This is a genomic window from Methylomonas defluvii (genome assembly GCF_033949435.1).
Taxonomy (GTDB): domain Bacteria; phylum Pseudomonadota; class Gammaproteobacteria; order Methylococcales; family Methylomonadaceae; genus Methylomonas; species Methylomonas defluvii.
The window spans coordinates 44666-61568 of the sequence record NZ_JAXARY010000012.1; the positions used below are offsets into that span (position 1 = coordinate 44666).

The 16903-nt window shown below is 46.2% G+C and carries 15 protein-coding genes; all 15 read right to left on the reverse strand.

The genetic code is table 11. The features are described 5' to 3' along the window. Positions 1-40: 40 nt before the first annotated feature. Positions 41-364, reverse strand: a complete 324-nt coding sequence (locus tag QLH52_RS13775) for a hypothetical protein (RefSeq protein ID WP_033155216.1) — start codon at positions 362-364, stop codon at positions 41-43. A gap of 72 nt (positions 365-436) precedes the next feature. Continuing rightward, positions 437-883, reverse strand: a complete 447-nt coding sequence (locus QLH52_RS13780) for a hypothetical protein (RefSeq protein ID WP_026604268.1) — start codon at positions 881-883, stop codon at positions 437-439. A gap of 94 nt (positions 884-977) precedes the next feature. Further along, a complete protein-coding gene (locus QLH52_RS13785) occupies positions 978-3920 on the reverse strand; it encodes a DUF748 domain-containing protein (RefSeq protein WP_319961959.1) in 2943 nt (980 codons plus the stop codon). Between the two features lie 22 nt (positions 3921-3942). After that, complete coding sequence (locus QLH52_RS13790) at positions 3943-5733, reverse strand: hypothetical protein (RefSeq protein WP_319961960.1); 1791 nt, start codon at positions 5731-5733, stop codon at positions 3943-3945. 234 nt (positions 5734-5967) lie between these two features. Further along, positions 5968-6366: an RNA-binding S4 domain-containing protein gene (locus QLH52_RS13795; protein ID WP_101055395.1), complete on the reverse strand. Its 399-nt coding sequence runs from the start codon at positions 6364-6366 to the stop codon at positions 5968-5970. Further along, positions 6359-6715 carry a rhodanese-like domain-containing protein gene (locus QLH52_RS13800; RefSeq protein ID WP_101055393.1) on the reverse strand — a complete coding sequence of 119 codons (357 nt, stop codon included), beginning with the start codon at positions 6713-6715 and terminating at the stop codon, positions 6359-6361. Before QLH52_RS13800 ends, QLH52_RS13795 begins: the two co-directional genes overlap by 8 nt. A 24-nt stretch (positions 6716-6739) precedes the next feature. Continuing rightward, entirely contained in the window at positions 6740-7696 is a 957-nt protein-coding gene (gene ispH, locus QLH52_RS13805) for a 4-hydroxy-3-methylbut-2-enyl diphosphate reductase (RefSeq protein ID WP_033155221.1), read from the reverse strand. Positions 7697-7733: 37 nt separating this feature from the next. Continuing rightward, the gene (gene rraA, locus QLH52_RS13810) at positions 7734-8219 is read right to left on the reverse strand and encodes a ribonuclease E activity regulator RraA (protein ID WP_033155222.1); all 486 of its coding nucleotides are present in this window, start codon (positions 8217-8219) and stop codon (positions 7734-7736) included. Positions 8220-8233: 14 nt separating this feature from the next. Beyond that, positions 8234-9589 carry a prephenate-dependent tRNA uridine(34) hydroxylase TrhP gene (gene trhP / locus QLH52_RS13815; RefSeq protein ID WP_319961961.1) on the reverse strand — a complete coding sequence of 452 codons (1356 nt, stop codon included), beginning with the start codon at positions 9587-9589 and terminating at the stop codon, positions 8234-8236. Between the two features lie 111 nt (positions 9590-9700). Next, entirely contained in the window at positions 9701-10471 is a 771-nt protein-coding gene (locus QLH52_RS13820; protein ID WP_033155224.1) for a glycosyltransferase family 2 protein, read from the reverse strand. 136 nt (positions 10472-10607) lie between these two features. Beyond that, entirely contained in the window at positions 10608-11639 is a 1032-nt protein-coding gene (locus QLH52_RS13825; RefSeq protein ID WP_205450626.1) for a glycosyltransferase family 2 protein, read from the reverse strand. Positions 11640-11646: 7 nt separating this feature from the next. Beyond that, entirely contained in the window at positions 11647-12948 is a 1302-nt protein-coding gene (locus QLH52_RS13830; RefSeq protein WP_205450627.1) for a lipopolysaccharide biosynthesis protein, read from the reverse strand. Between the two features lie 71 nt (positions 12949-13019). Beyond that, positions 13020-14033 (reverse strand): glycosyltransferase family 2 protein, encoded by a 1014-nt coding sequence (locus tag QLH52_RS13835; RefSeq protein ID WP_205450628.1) that lies wholly within the window; start codon positions 14031-14033, stop codon positions 13020-13022. Between the two features lie 40 nt (positions 14034-14073). After that, complete coding sequence (locus QLH52_RS13840; protein ID WP_205450629.1) at positions 14074-16452, reverse strand: hypothetical protein; 2379 nt, start codon at positions 16450-16452, stop codon at positions 14074-14076. Positions 16453-16480: 28 nt separating this feature from the next. Beyond that, positions 16481-16864, reverse strand: a complete 384-nt coding sequence (locus tag QLH52_RS24625) for a GtrA family protein (RefSeq protein WP_205450630.1) — start codon at positions 16862-16864, stop codon at positions 16481-16483. Between the last annotated feature and the right edge of the window lie 39 nt (positions 16865-16903).

The window sequence follows — 16903 nt, forward strand, 5'->3', positions numbered from 1 at the left end:
AACCAACAGCGCGCTGTGTTGCTAAGCCCTCAACCATTGCCTAGAACAACCCTTCATCGTCTACCATCAAATTTTGCAAGGCATTCACATCCTTTCTGAGTTGCTTCCTTGCCAACAACTTGGTTTGCACGCGCTCAGGAAGCTCGGTAAAAATCAGCACCTGATTGGCTACCAGTAAATCCACCAAATCGTCTATGACCCTGACCATGTCGTTATCGGTAGCTGACAAGGCTTCCCTTGCCTTATCACTTGGGACCTGCTGCAAGAATGCAACTACTTCAGGGTGGTCGACATCGAGCCACTCATCGCTACTGTCGCACAGTTGCACGATTGCCCCTGTCTGATCGCGGACTACAAACGGCACGGGTCACCTACCATCGACATAATCAGCAAAATCCCAGACCTTATCGGTAAGCAACGGCAACGCAAAAACCGATCATCTAGGTGAGATAGTCAAAGCGCCCAAGGTCACGCCAATGTCTATACCACGACCCTTGCCGGACAGCGCCAAAGAAATTTCGCCTCGGGTTAACAATTGCCCGTCTATCGATTTAGTGGCACCGGCATGGCCTTCGAAGGCGACAAAGCTGCCGTAGATTTCATTCAGATTTCTAACTTCGGAAAACACCCCGGTCCCCTCGATTTCCGATTTACCGATGGTAAAACCTATGCTCTTGGACGCCAGTGCAACTTGCGCCCGCTGTCCGTTACTGCAGCTGATATTACCCAGGCCATCGTATTGCTTATAAACGAGTGACCAACCGCTCAACTTGTAAGTCATCGTGCAGGATGTTAGCGATTGCGCAGCCGCCGGAGACACGAAAAACAGTCCGCCTAGGCTTAGAGCCAACAGTGGAATAAATCGAAAAAACTGGGTTGACATTAGAATCTCCATTTTTATAAAACCTTAAATACAAATCGATGCGCCACTATCGCTGCGTAAACGCCATTATATTACAAACAGTGTAAGCTTCCGTTTACTGTGAAACGCTCAACGATAGCACCGATTTAATCCCATCGGCTGTTTCAGCCTGATTCAACTCGGTCGCCATCAGATACAGCCTATCTTTGCTAATCCCGCCCGGTTCGGCCAGATACTGCGCGATATGATTGGCTCTGGCAATCGCCAGATCGTTAAGGCGCTGCGGATCGGGTGGAAAAATGCCTTCCAGTTTCTGTTGCGCCAACGGGTAAAAGTCAGAGTCCGGATTAGCCTTGATCCGCGGCTTGCCTAATAAGGATCTATCCATCTCCTGCGGGAAGACTTCGCCAAAAAACTTGGCCAGCAAGCGCTTGTAGTCATCGTCGGTCAATTCAATGTATTCGTGCCGAACTTTCTCACCTTTGTCGCGCAATTCGCCGGACTTCATTTTTTTCAATACATCCTTTACTGCTTCAAAGCGCATCGCCGGCCAATCCATGTTTTGGTAAGCAATACCTTTGATTTCCAGGGTCAACTCGGGTTTGCTGAGCAAGGCTTTATTAAGCTGATCCAGTTTGGCGGATTCTTCGACAGCCAATTCAGCACTACCCGGTGCGAAAGCCACCGCGCTAAAGTCCTTGTCATCATCGAGCAGCGAACCCAGCGCTTTGAACGGCGACATCGCCACTTTAGAGATCAGATTAACCAACACATCGGCCAGCAAGGAACCAATACTGAATTTCGGATCTTCCAGACTGCCGGTGATGGGAAAATCCAGATTAATTTTGCCGTCCGCATCTTTCAGCAAGGCAATCGCCAAATGCAAAGGCAAGGACACCGCATTCGGATTTTCCACATGCTCACCCAAGGTCAACTGATCAATGAGCAATTTATTCTGCACTGCCAACTGCGCCTGCTTGATGGTGTAGCGCAAATCCAACGCCATTTGGCCTTTCTCAATCCGGTAGCCGGCAAACTCAGCCATATAAGGCGTAATCAACGGCAAAGGCATGTTAGTAAAATTTAGGGCAATGTCCGAATCCCCCGTATCGAATTGATATTTGCCTTTGATACCGACCGAGGCCATCTCGTAAACCTTGCCTTTTAAAGCCAACTTGGCCTCGGCATCTTTGTCCGAGGAAAAACCGCTGACTTCGCCGTTGAGACTGTTCATGGCCGCTACGAACGGTAATATCAAGGAGTAGTCGGAGAAATCCGACTTACCCTCTTTCAGTTCGATTTTACCGATACTGACCCGCGGCTCGGTGGATTTGCCGGCCGCCGGTTTTGCAGGAGGTTTAGCTGCCGGCGCTGGTTTTGCGGGTGTTTGCGGCAGCATTAGATCGTCGATATTGGTTTTACCATCCTTTTTGATATTAAACCGCAGGTAAGGACGGTCAAACATTACCTTGGCGAATTTGAAATCCTGTTTCGCCAAATCGATGTCTATTCCCGACACCTCCAGATTGGACCATTTCAAGAAATCCACATTTTTGAGCTGATCCCGAGTCACCAAACCTTCTAAATTCGCGTCCCCTTGAAACGTGAGTTGCAGCTGTTCGGCCACCGCTAATTGCAAATTACCCTTCCCGCTGAAATCGCCATCCACCAATTCCAGTTTTAAAAAGGGGTCCAGATAAGATTGGAACACTTTCAGGTTAATATCGTGAATATCCAGCGCCCAAGACCCCGCAAAAGGCTGCAAACTCATCTCGCCGTCCACTTTCAACCCGCCGGTATTATTGAACTTGCAGCTCAATTGCACCGGCAATTTACCACTGTCCTGCGTGCTAAATTTTTGCACCTTGCCACTCAACTCGCTCAGTTGCAGCTCCAGCGGCTTCGGCAAACTGTAATCGGTGAAATGAACGTTGTAGTTGTTGAATGCCAGCTCATCCACTTTAACCAGCCAGGGCTTGCTTTCCTCGGCAACCGCCGGCGGTGCAGTTGGTTGATTAACGTCTTGAGCCGCGGCATCTCCGGCAAACAAAGCCTGATAATTGACAACACCGTCCGCTTGCAACCATGCGCTAATCCCCGCATCGCTGCTGGATACCGCACCAATCTCAACTTGCTGCTGATTAACATCGACATTAATGCCGTTGACCGCCAAGGCCGGCAGACTAACTAAGGGCTTACCGTGATTGTTCTCGGTGATCTCCAGCTGTTTGATCTCGACATTGCCGTTGCTTAGTTTTGTGAGCATCCCATCCGCTGCTTGGGCAAGCGTGTAATCGACTTGCAAACCCAGCACGCCGTTGACGATTTCCACCGGCAGGATTTGTTGCAAAAATAATTGCCAGCTTCTGGCGAGACCTATTTTTTCCAACTGCAACTGCCCCTTAGAAGCCAGCGGTGCAATCGAGAAATCGCCATGCCATTGGATAGTACCGCCCGATTCCAAACCCACACTCAATTCGCCCGGCGCACTGCTTGCCGCCTGAGTGCTGAATTCGTTGAGTGATAGATTAAGCGGTAACAGGTTTTCCGATAGCACTTGACCGCTGGTAGCATCCTGCCAGCCTATGCGTCCTTCTGTGATCGCGATTTGATGAACCAACAGCGCCAAGCTTTCGCCGTCACTGTCTGTTGTGTCAGGCTGCGACTCTGATTGCTTGGTTTTTATATCCGCAAAATTGAATGCGCCGTCGGCGCGACGTTCGATATTGACTTGTGGATTATGCAACTCAATGACATCTAAAACCACACCGCCCAGCTTTGCCGATTCCACTGCGTCCAAATCGACAAATAAACGCTCGAAACCCGCTAGATCTTTGCCGTCTTTCGCCGCCAGGGCAAAGCCTTCCAAGGTCAGTGTGAATTTGAAGGGGTTAAAGCGAATCGCCGAAAGCCGGGCTTGCTGTCCGGTTTCTTCCTGAATTAAAGCCGGCAGTTTTTTTAAGGCCAGTGCCGGCACCAGGTAAAACCCCAAGAAGGCGTAGATCGCCAAAAGCGCAATAAGCCCCAATCCTGCGATCAAGCCTTTTTTTCGATTCATTGTCACCACCACACGCTGGAAATTAGTGCAGCTTATTCAACAAATCGGCATCTATCCGGCATCCGCCGAGATCCGGATAATCGGCCAGGTTTTGTTCGAAATCTCGAAAGGACGGATGTTGAAAAGCCAAACGGGCAATCTTGCCTTGCACTAACTCAAACTCCAAAGCCCCGCCTTTTTCACGCGGGCTGCCGGGTTTGGTGACAAACAGCATGATGCCGATATTCGCCAAAGGCTGGCCTTGATCTTGAGCCGGACGCGCACAAGTGTAAGTCTCGACATTGAGCCCGCTAAACACACCCGCCAGCTGGCTGGCGTTGATCAGCACGCCTTCGTCAGCAACCGTCGGCACTTGCAGTAGCGCTTCCAAACCAAAGTTGCCCAAATGGTTTTGCAGTAGCACCGTGCCGTTCCCGCCTTTTTCGGTATTTAATAAAGGGTATAGCTGCCGAGCGGCTTCGTCTTTGTTGGGATTTTGCAAAGCCGACAAAAATTGCCGCGCCGCCGATTGAATTGGGTTGATGACGCCTTCTTTTTTCTGCCGGGAGTTGGTCAGCGCCTCCCAATCCTGCTCAGTGTTAACCGCCAGCTTCATGCTCTTCATGACGGCGTAGTCTTCGCTCGCCAGACAGCCGGCGAAGTCCTTAGCCCGATATTGTTCCAGCAACTTGGGGCGGATTTCGTCGGTCATGGCCCGCTGCGCGGAGATATTAAAGTTTTTCCAATCCGGCGAGGTTTTGCTCAGGAAATAGTACAACACCGCATTGCGATCAAATTTATTGAAGCCCAAATCTTTCATCGCCAGCTTCAAGCGCCTGCATTGGCTTTCCACATCCGGGTAATTCTGCCAATCCGGTTGCAGATTGGGTTTCGCGGCCGGGTCGACTTGGTCGATCAACTGCCGCAAACTGACTTCGCCATTGGCCGTTTGAATCGGTATCCGCCACAACTCATCAAGTGACAAATCATGCGCGTCGGGCGGCAGGTCACCCGAGGTTTTCAACAGTAATGAGGAGACTATTTCCGGGTATACCCGCAATTCGCCCAACAATTTGCTTTCGGAAGACCAAGCACTCAAACCACCTTCAACCACTTCATAAACGCCCAGACGGATTTGATTGAAACTACTACTGTCCCCCGCAAGTACCACACTGGCAGGCAAAGAATGCGTCTCGGAACTGTATTTACCGTTACCAGAAGTACCGGCTGCGGGAGTTTTGGCCACCACTTGCGGATTGCTCTCCACCCAGTTGCCGGCCAGCTTGCCCATCACCGCCATACCCGCGCCGACACCGGTGAATGCGAACAAACTGCTGGCGGCATTCACGTCGTTAATTAATTGGGAAAGATTGGCTTCGTGGCTGTTACTGGTCAGAAAGTTGTATTCGATCAGAGTGTCTTTGCTGGAATCGAGCCTTAACCAAGGGGTCAGATAAGATTTTTTGGTTTCCAGCTTGAAATTGCATTTGCCGGTCGTGGCTTGGTACAAAAAGCCGCTGGCTTCGCGCTTCAGTTTTAAGGCATCGTTATGCACACTGAATACCAGCGCCGCGGACAGGTCGCCGTTTTCGTAATGACCACCGACATCGCTGCAACCGCCTTTCAGGGCGTTATCCCCTTTGAAATCAAAGTCGGAGACCAATTGTACATAGTAGTCGTCACCGCTCACCATGGATTGACCGCGTAGCGGCTTGATCGGTAAAGACTCGGTTTTGGGATAATCGACGGCAATTTGCCGGGTTGTGGCGCAACCGGCCAGCAAACCGCTGGTTAGCAATGCAGTAGTCAGGACTGAAAAACAACGTATCGACATTAAATATCCTATGGTGTCGCGAAAGCCAGGCAGGCATGTGCCCGATGCAGTATCGTTTAAATGTAGAATCGAGTTCTTAGGCGCCGCTTAATCGTGACGCGATAAAATTTATCGTAAGGCATCTTGATGCCGCGGATAGACGCTATTCAAGCACTAATTCCATGCAAGTTAGCCGGGAATGATAAATTGAAGTGTGTTTTGTGGCTATTGTTTTGTTCGACGCGCCAATAGTGCTTAGAGCGCGTCCTGTTTGAAGCGATGGATTTGCCGGCGTTGTTTTTTGTTGGGTTTATGCTCGCGCTCTGACGGATGCAGCAAGGCTTGCTGCTGCTTGTGTAGCTCGATTTGCTTAAGCCGCTTATCGATACTGGCTTGGTCTTCGCTGTAAAGCGCCACAGCCTCTTTAGCCGGACGGCGTTGATTATTCAGATCAGTCACCGTAAGCTCCCAAGTGTATTGGTCTTTGGTAACGCTAATCAAATCGCCGACTTTCACTTCCTTGCCCGGCTTGCAGCGCTGGCCGTTGACGTGCACCTTGCCGCCATTGACCGCATCGGAGGCCAGACCGCGCGTTTTGAAAAAACGCGCGGCCCACAGCCACTTATCGATGCGGACTTGATTTAACTCACTCAACGCTTAAACCGCTCTCCGTCCAGGCTTTAAACCCGCCCGCCATGCTAACCGCACCGCTATAACCCATTTGATTCAAGACCTGAGTAGCCAGTGCCGAACGTCCGCCAGTCTGGCAATAAACCACTATGTCCGCCTGTTGCCGGCCTTGGAAATCCGGATGACTGTCGATCTTGAACTCCAGCAAGCCGCGAGGAATATTGACAGCCCCCGGCAAATGCCCGGCGGCGTATTCGGCTGGCTCGCGCACATCGAGCAATAAACTGCTCAAGCGCGTTTGCGCAGTCGCCACGTCGATTTCGGTAATCTGTTGTTTGGCGGCAGCTACCAGTGCTTGCGCAGTAAGGCTCATAAAATTCTCCAGTCGGAAACGGAATTAAGCTTCCATGTGTTTTTTCAATTCTTTCGGAATCGAGAAGACTACTTTTTCTTCGATACCTTTGTTTTCACGAACCTGGGTGGTTTCGCCGCCCCACTCTTTGAGTTGATTAATGACTTCCTGTACCAACACTTCAGGCGCGGACGCCCCAGCAGTGACGCCGACTACGTTGATGCCCTCCAGCCACTCTTGTTTCAAATCTTTGTAAGTATCGATCAAAAACGCCTGCTTACCCAGCTGTTCGGCGATTTCCCGCAAGCGGTTGGAGTTGGAACTGTTTGGCGAACCCACCACCAAAATCAAATCCGAAATCTTTGCCAGATCGTGGACCGCGTCTTGGCGGTTTTGGGTGGCGTAGCAAATATCGTCTTTTTTCTGTTCCTTGATCGACGGAAACTGTTCACGCAAGGCGTCGACCATTATTTTAGTGTCGGTCATAGACAACGTGGTTTGCGTCACATAGGCCAGGTTATCCGGGTTGTTGACCCTCAGGTTTTTCACATCATCCGGGGTTTCAACCAGATAGATATCGCCATGCTCGGTGCACTTATCGTACTGCCCCATAGTGCCTTCAACTTCAGGATGGCCGGCATGGCCAATCAGAATCACTTCCCTATCCTGTTTGGCATGTTTGGCTACTTGCATGTGCACTTTGGTAACCAACGGACAAGTCGCGTCGAATACCGTTAACTTGCGCTCTTCCGCTTCTTTTTGGACCTGCTTGGACACACCGTGGGCACTAAAAATCAGGTAGGACCCCACCGGCACGTCACTGAGTTCTTCGATAAAAATCGCGCCTTTTTCCTTCAAGCCGTCAACTACCGTACGGTTATGCACCACTTCGTGCCGCACATAAATCGGTGCACCGAAGGTATCGATCGCTTGATCGACAATTTCAATAGCCCGGTCTACGCCGGCACAGAATCCACGAGGGTTTGCGAGTACGATTTGCATATTCTTGAGTATTTTACTTGGTTAAGACAAAACGATTTTAATCCAATTTTGTTTCCGAGACGATAATTCCGTCGCTATCGGCATAAAGATAGTGATCTTTTTTGAAATTGACGCCGGCAAAAGTGATCATCGAATCCCGATGTCCATGTCCGTGCTTACTGCTGCAAAGCGGGTGAGTGTTCAGAGCCACCACACCAATCGGCATTTTGTTGATCGCTTCCGAACCGCGAATACTGCCGTAAACGACGATACCCTGCCAGCCATTTTCGACCGCCAAAGCAGTCAAGGTATCCCCCAACAAGGCGCAACGCTTTGAGCCGCCGCCGTCGATAACCAGCACCCGATCAGTGACTTTTTCTTCCAGCACGGTCCGCACCAAAGTGTTGTCTTCGAACACTTTTAAAGTCGTGATTTGCCCGCTGAACTGGGTTTTACCGCCGAAATACCGGAACAAAGGCTCGGCAATTTGAAAGTTTTCTTGGGCAGAAAAGCGGTCACATAAAGCGCCGGTAAGAAATGACATACAGCCTCCAAAGGCTAGAAATAACGCGCCAGCAGTCCGTACTGGCAATCAGCATCAGGCAGTGGAATTTTCACTTCATAACCGCCCCCAGAGGCTTCCTGCATGGGCTGACCGTATTTATCGACCATATTCTCCACGGTTATATCCCGATTGCCGTGCGGCAGGATCAATTCCAGCTTATCGCCCAGCGAAAACTTGTTTTTGACGCTAATGTCCGCCCAACCCGTTTCGGTGTCGTAATGGGTAATTTCGCCGCAAAATTGCTGCTGATGACTTTTGGAATAACCGGATAGGTAGTTTTGATGTTCGTGGGTATGGTGGCGCTGATAAAAACCGTCTGTATAACCGCGATTCGCCAAGTTATCCAAAATCCCCAACAACTCGGGCTGAAACGGCCGGCCCGCCAATGCGTCGTCTATCGCTTGCCGATAAGTCTGCGCAGTGCGCGCTACGTAAAAATGCGATTTGGTACGGCCTTCGATCTTCAGGCTGTCGATACCGATTTCCACCAAGCGCTGCACGTGCTCTATCGCCCGCAAGTCTTTGGAATTCATGATGTACGTACCGTTTTCGTCTTCCATCACCGGTAACAACTCTCCCGGACGTCCCTCTTCTTCCAGGAAATAGATATTGTCGGCCAAAGGATGCCGGTCGGCGCCGCCGCAACTGGCGGTATTGAGCCCGGCATTCAAATCATTCATCGAAATGACCGCACTATCAGCCAGCAAATAATCGCCTTCCGCATTTTCCACAGCCGGCTTAGTATCGTATTTCCACCGGCAGGAATTGGTGCAGGTACCTTGATTCGGATCGCGATGATTGAAGTAACCGGACAGCAAGCAGCGACCGGAATAGGCAATACACAACGCACCATGTACAAATACTTCGAGCTCCATATCCGGACATTGTTGGCGGATTTCGGCAATCTCATCCAGCGATAACTCCCGCGACAAAATCACCCGCTCCACACCCATACTTTTCCAGAATCTGACACTGGCATAATTCACCGTGTTGGCTTGCACCGACAAATGAATCGGCATCTCCGGCCATTGTTCCCGCGTCATCATGATCAAGCCAGGATCGGCCATGATCAACGCATCCGGCTGCATCGCAATGATCGGCGCCATGTCTTTCAAGAACGTTTTAATCTTGGCATTATGCGGAATGACATTGGCGGCCAGAAAGAATTTCTTACCCAACTGATGCGCTTCGGCTATGCCTTTGGCTAGGTTGTCGGCCATAAAATCGTTGTTGCGCACACGCAGGCTATAACGCGGCTGCCCGGCATAAACCGCATCAGCGCCAAACGCAAAGGCGTACCGCATATTACGAATGGTGCCGGCGGGGGAGAGAAGTTCGATGTGTTTCATGTCTGTACTAAAAAATGAGCTAACAGGCATTCTAGCAAATTATCAACGGCTCCAGGGTATCGGAAGCATTGACCAAAGAACCCGTAAATCTTGGCCTGAACGAACGCGGAATTACTTAACGGGGACAGTCGGTCTATTAAAAAACTGCGGCATCCGGGAAAGAACCTTACGTAAAATAAACATCGGCATTCGCACGGGCAGGTTATTCTTTCGGCAAGCGTAATAAGCTTCTATGTTTCCTTTGATAATGCCGATCAGACTATTATTGGAAATACCGCCGATCCGCATTTTTATCCAGATTTTGGGAATATAAACAGCCTTAACCTTATTCACGGCTAGAAATCGCATAGTCAACTCAAAGTCTGCTTGTCTGGAAAACTGTAAATCGAATCCGCCCAACTGCTCATAGAGGCGGCGACGCACAAAAAAAGTGGGATGCGCCGGCATCCAACCTTTTTCGAATAAACCGCTACGATAGTTACAAGAAGTCCAATATCGAACAATTTTTGAAGCATCGTACCTATCGACATACAACAAATCTGCGTAGCAGACGTCTACAGTAGGGTCAGAAAAAATGTCGGCGACTTGGGATAATATCGTGTCATCCGCATACACATCGTCGGCGTTCAGTGTACCTATGACATCACCGGACGCCAGAAAAATACCTTTATTCATCGCATCGTAAATACCGTGATCAGGTTCGGAAATAAACTTGGCCAGATGCTGACCGTATTTACACACCATATCGACGGTGCCATCGGTTGAGCCACCATCAATGACGATATGCTCGATGTTATTAAAATTCTGCCTCGATACTGACTGCAAATTATCGTGAATAAACTCAGCCGCATTATAAGATACGGTGACAATTGATATTTTCATTGACTTGAGATAAATACTTAAGAATCTTGAAACAATTAATAGCCGTCTCCTCCTTTAGCAAAAAGAAATCATCGGTATGTTAATAAGGTGAACTTTATCAATCTTTAATAAAAACAATTGCTCATAAGCCAGAACACTAATGCCTAATAAATTTGCCTAACCGTACCCAAACAAAAGCGCAACCACGCCTGAAGTCGCCAGTCAACACTCTTCCGATAAAAACTGATATAGCACCGTAAATTATTGCCAATCCTTTTGGCAGCTTAAAAATTGGCGCGACAAAACAATGAAAAGTCCAATGCTGAGAAAATCTGGCATTAAATCGTGAATAGGCAATACTCAAATCTTCAGTTCCCTGCAACCGCAACCTTAACACGTAGTATGGATAATAGCCTATCAGCATATCCGATTCGAGTTTATATTTAGTATCGACGGATAATCCACTATCAATATATTTATCAACAATAGCGCCAAACTTATCAACGAACACGTCGGAAAAGGAGTACCCGCCGCTATTATTACGCTTATAAGCCACCAAATAGCTGTCTACATATAGATTAACAGGCGCCTTTAAAGCAGCACTGTAAATTAAATCAATGTGTACCAGATTGGTTCCGCAGTAATCGTTAGCATCGACACCTTGCAAATAATCCTTGGATATTATATTCACGGAAATCAACGTCGAAAACTTACCTAACTTGATAATAAACTCGTTTGAGTTTGCAAATTCGTACAACTTCTCGCTACCGCCAGGGTATTCATCCCTAAAGTCGAAGTCGTAACCATATGCTCGGACTGACACCACACCATAATTTTTACGCGCCAATAAACTTTCCAGATGTTTTAACGAGCCATCTATCAGTAAGTCATCATCGCCAAAAATTAAAACGTATTGCCCAGCCGCCTGATTAAAGCATTGTGCAATATTTAGATCAGGACCTATGTTCTCCGAGTTTCTTATATATCGTATCGGAAGTCCTTTGTTTAAAAACTCGTCGACGCAGTCTTTAGTATTATCGCTGGAACAGTTGTCGGATACTAAAATCTCTATTGGATAAGTTAATTCACCAAGCTGAGATACAATTTGTTCGATATTCTTAACTAAATAATTTGCCCTATTCCAAGTTGGAATGGCAATAGTTAGCAAGGGCCTATTCTCTTTATTCATATTTTTATTATATTATCGCGTGCCACTTTTTACGAAGCATTACCCACATCACCAGCGATGTCGGAAAACCGAACCCAACATTCACTAAAAACAACACCAGCACAATACCCGCCGAACCCCAACTCGGCGCCAACCAAACCGAGCCACCAACGGTCAACAACGCTCCTGACAAGGACAACCAAAGAAAGGGCTCCTTACGATGCGCCCTGAGATAGATAGCTAACAGTCCGGAAATATGGGCAAACAAAATTGCACCGATGAGAACAAAAGTTTCCCAAAACGGTAAAAATCTTACGCCATACGCCGTGTAATCGGCCGCATAGCGAATCAAAACAAAAAACACCGCCCCCAGGACAAATACCGCAAGTGAACGTTTAAAACCCTTTTTGAATTCCTTGTCCAGTAAATCCCAATCCTGTTGACCGGCAGCTTTCGCTAACACGGGGATTCGGCTCGTCATCCAAGCTAAACTTAACAAACCCAACATGTTGCAAACGGTCATGGTGACACCCATTTGCCCTGCAACCACAGCATTCTGAGTTTGAAACAATAGCGGAGTATGCATCTGCGTTAAAAAATATCCGCAGAGCCAACTGATTCCCAAACGCCATTGCATCGGCCAAAGCTCTCGCCACCAACCGAAGTCTCCAGAAATTCCAAACAACGCTGACACCCATAGTTTCGGATAGCGAAATAGTGCCCATACCAAAGCAATCAAGGCAGCCGATGCGGGCATCATAGCGACCGCATAAAGACCGCCCCCCTGCATTAGGGTAAACCAAATGGCGATAGCGCCAACAATACCTTGCACCAAGCGCAGCGAATAGACCTCCACAACTTTACCGCTGCCTTCCACTATAGCCAAAACCGGTAATAAGGCCAAACCTACTGCGGTACTGACAACTAGAACCAACCAAGGTTGCTGCCAGGCTAAATCCGACTCCTGGGGCCGATGACTAAAGAAATACAAACCGCCCGGATAAACCAACAAAAACAGCAGTCCTGAAACACCATACCAATACAACGCTTTTTTAGTCAGAGCCAGATAGCGGCCGACATTTTTACCAACGACCGCCCCATGCGGCAACCAAGTCAATTCGGCAAATTCATGCGCCGCCTGTTGCACCAGTATGGTGGATAGGCCCATATCCAATAACGCCTGCAAGCCGGCGAGACTGGCAAAGGTGTAGTAGTAGCCTTGTTCAGCGGGCGATAAATATCGTGCGATGCAAAACAGCGTAATCAGGCCAGCACCAGCCTGCCAGCCGCGTTGCGCTAAAACTGCTAACGTTTTCTTATCGACCTGCATATAGTTTTGCCTCGGGTTCCCTGTATCCAATGAATGGATTGGCTAGTTATAAATTCAATTCGGCAAAAAAATCAAAGCCTGGATCGATCAATAGATAAAGTTCTCTCGGGTAAATTAAAAAGCTTACGATAAAATCGCCGCAAGCCTCCTGCCAAACGGCCGGGAATTAAGCAATAGACCAGCAATACGATTAGGATGCGACCGCGCCAACCATCACCATATGCCAGCATAGACAACAAATAATTGAATTGATTTATACCTTGGGCCTTGTAATTTAAGGCTACTTTAACCAACCACAAACAGCCGTTCTTACTATTCCTGTCCCTTGTCATATACCGAGTGATTTCCGCAATAAATTTTATACGGAGTTTTTTGTCCTGCAAAAATCGACTGGTCCTAAACCACCCCGCATACCACTCCAAATCGCCAAAATAATATCCGGGAGCTGCATTTGGAGTATGTGTCATTAAATCATTTTTAGTACTGTAGACTGTAAGAGACTTCTCCTGCATTGAGAGCATCGTAGATACCAATTGCGGATATGCGTCACCTATATTCATATATGCAGAAGGCAAATGAGCAGCCGCAACGCTGCGACGAATAATGGTTGCAGAAATCATGCTGATACTGGCGAAAAACAATTGCTCATTATAAGCCAGATCCAGCGCAGGAATAGATTTACCTTTACTACAAACTTCAACAAGCCAGCCTAATCGAATAATATCGGCATTTTGAAAATTTAATACCTCAATTAATTCATCAGTAAATTGTAAATGCCAGTCGTCATCATCACCTATAATCCAACAATATTCAGAATCCGTTATCTCTATGGCGCGCAATATATTACCGTTACCACCGATATTGTATTTATTTTTATGGTACTTAAGGTTAGGCCAAACATTCTGAAACTTCATAACCACATCCTTGGTGTTATCAGTAGAAGCATTATCTAAGATATGTAGCTGCATTCCTATCAGACCAGCTTCGACAAATTTTTGCAGCGTTAAATCCAAGCAATTACCACGGTTATACGTAATAAGTACCGGCGCTAGTAGTTGGTTATTCCATTTAAAAGATGAATTCATTTTTTATTTTTACGGTTTTAGCAATTTAAAAACAGAAGCATTACGGTATTAAATAAAAATTCTTTAAATCGCTTTTAGAAATACAACACATATCCCCTGCCTTTTTAACAAGACCTGAGTAAGGAGATATAATTGAGCTGCAATTGGCTACCAAACCATCTGAATCAACTGTTGAAAAAAATTGACGTATAGACTTATCGTCATTTCCAATCCATACATAAGTAATTGCCATTGGCCATTTACTCTTCTGGAAGAAAAAATAGGAGTTATCATCCACTAAAATTTTTTTTCCTTGAACCGGGTCAATGTTACATACTTGCGAAGCTAGGATTAAGTCAGCACGTGCCTTCGCCGTATCATATTTTGCAATTGAGACGCCAGGACCGACGTATCCATCCATAAACTCAGACAAATATCTTGAGATAAACATTGCTTGCGAGAACAACGCCACCAAGCCCAAATATACAACGACCATGCTCATTCTAAACTTCAGAAAAATTCCAGAAAAATTCTCACCTAAAAAGAAAATTAGAATTATTAAAAGCAGCGAATAAACATACCCCGCATCGTACCAATTCTTTGGAAGATTAAATACCCCCCCCATAAGAACGCACCAAAATATAACCAACAACACAAAATTAACAGTAAGAAATCGCCGACTTGAAATGTCTTTCCAATATTGATACGGAATTAAAAAAAATAGCGTAAAAAAAACCAACGAAACATTTAACCATATAAAAATATTTATACCGTTCTCTGTGACTGTAAGAGGCAAACTAGGCAGATAGTCAACATCCGTCTTCTCTTGAAATCCAAGCTGATGTAAATACTTACTGAACATACTCAAACTTCTAAACGCCATATCAAAGAACTGGCCTGGGTCGTGGATTAAAAGCCCGGGATCAATAGAAAAGCTTTTAAGCATATTTTGAAATGCAGGAGTTTCATCGCATTGAAACGCATACTTAAATGCGATGAAGTTTTGTATAACATGCAATACCAACAGTAGCGCTGCAAAAAGAAAAATTAATCGAGACTCGAAGCGACGAAATAATTGCCATCCAACTACAAAAAAAAACGGAGCCAGGAACAATCCTTTTGGATGACCATACAGGATAAGGGAAACAGCAACAAAAAATAGAAAAACTAAACCCAGTAATTTTTTTAAAGCATATTTTTGACCAAGACTTTGATTCCAAATAAAAATAGATATAAGTAAAATAACCGAAGGAAAGATAAGCTGCTCACCTCGATTGATTACCAAAAAAACTGGAAAAACCCCAATGGAAAAAACAGATATGACAAAACCCAAAATACGCAAATCTTGAGAAAAGCTAAGTACATGGGATTCATTTTGTACAAGCTCTTGCTTTACCTTCAATTTTAGATAAAAAGCCAAGCATGAAACCCATAGAAACGCTACTAATAAACCGACTTTTCTTAACGCGGGAGGATCCGTGATCCAGCCATGGATAAGCCAATTTATCAAGCCGGGCAAATACATTGTTGCAGGTATAGATTGAAAAAATGTAGCAACGCACGTAGGGGCACCGCTGATTTTATAGGGATAATCGTAGGGAAGGCGTGAAAGCCAAAATCTAATCTGAACCTCGTCAGGATATATTGGAAAAAAATACGTAGTGATTAGCGTTATGCAAAATACGAAAGCTAAAGCAAGGTGTATATAAGAAGACCAATCAACATGTCTAAAATATTTTATGACCTTAAAGCTTACCGGAATAATTTGATCTTTAACTGTATAGAGTTGAGCCAAAAATACCAATAAACCGGCCAATGCGATAAAGTAAAATGCATATAGGATTTTAGCACCGGGAAAACTGCCTATCTTTATAGAAACGTTTTCTATTCGCCCCTGAAAATATCTAGAACTATCAAACCCTTGCCCTACCAATATCTGAGAGGTATACACAGACAAGCTGGAACTCCGATAATCAGCCACATCTAATCCATCCAAATTAGCTTTTACGAAAGAGCCATTAAGCGCCTCCACTTCAAGATCATACCACTGGTCTTTTCTAAGGTTCTCCGTAATTATCAACCCCTTTATAGCATTAGGAGCAGATGAATCGTTAACAACAATAGATGCCGTAGTACCAGAGATTTCTAGGCGTACTCCCTGATTGATAGGCGCGGTTTGAAACAAATTTGGGTAGCCATCTGTAGCATCTACGCGAAAACGTAGCTTTATGCTGAAATAAGCAATATCGGACGCTTTAAACTCACCAACCGAAGTCACTGAAGTTTCCCCGTAAATGTATGGCTTAGCATTTATAGCTTCTAAATGACTCGCGAAAATCGCTACAAACGGAGACTGAGCTCTAAGCCATGCATTGGAATCTATATGATTAATACCCAACGCCATAAGCGCTGAAAGCCATATTACCAACAATATTTTCATAGAAGTTTCGCTTGTCTTTACGCAAAATTTAACGCATTGACCAAAGCTTCGCTGTTGTGAAATTGAAAGCCACGATGAATGGAATTAGCGCCATCTGTACGAGGAAAGGATCAACATTAGTAGTTTCTACAATATAATCCAGTACCCACATATTCAACAATATGGACAAAACACTAGCCAATAGAAACTTGAAAAATCTAGCCCTAAATTGAATTTTCTGCTCTGGATTGAAAACCCACATAAAATTCAACGTGTAAGAAAAAATCATACCGACACCCCAAGCGGTAAGTAACGAAAGTAAATAATTCACTTCCAACAACTTCAGCATTGAAGTAAATATGAAAAATGTTAGAACAAAATTCGCACCTCCTACGAGCGTAAATCGTGTAGCCTCGACTCTAAGTTTGCGCATTTTTCAACAGCAGATATTAAATGAAAGACCGCTTGAGTT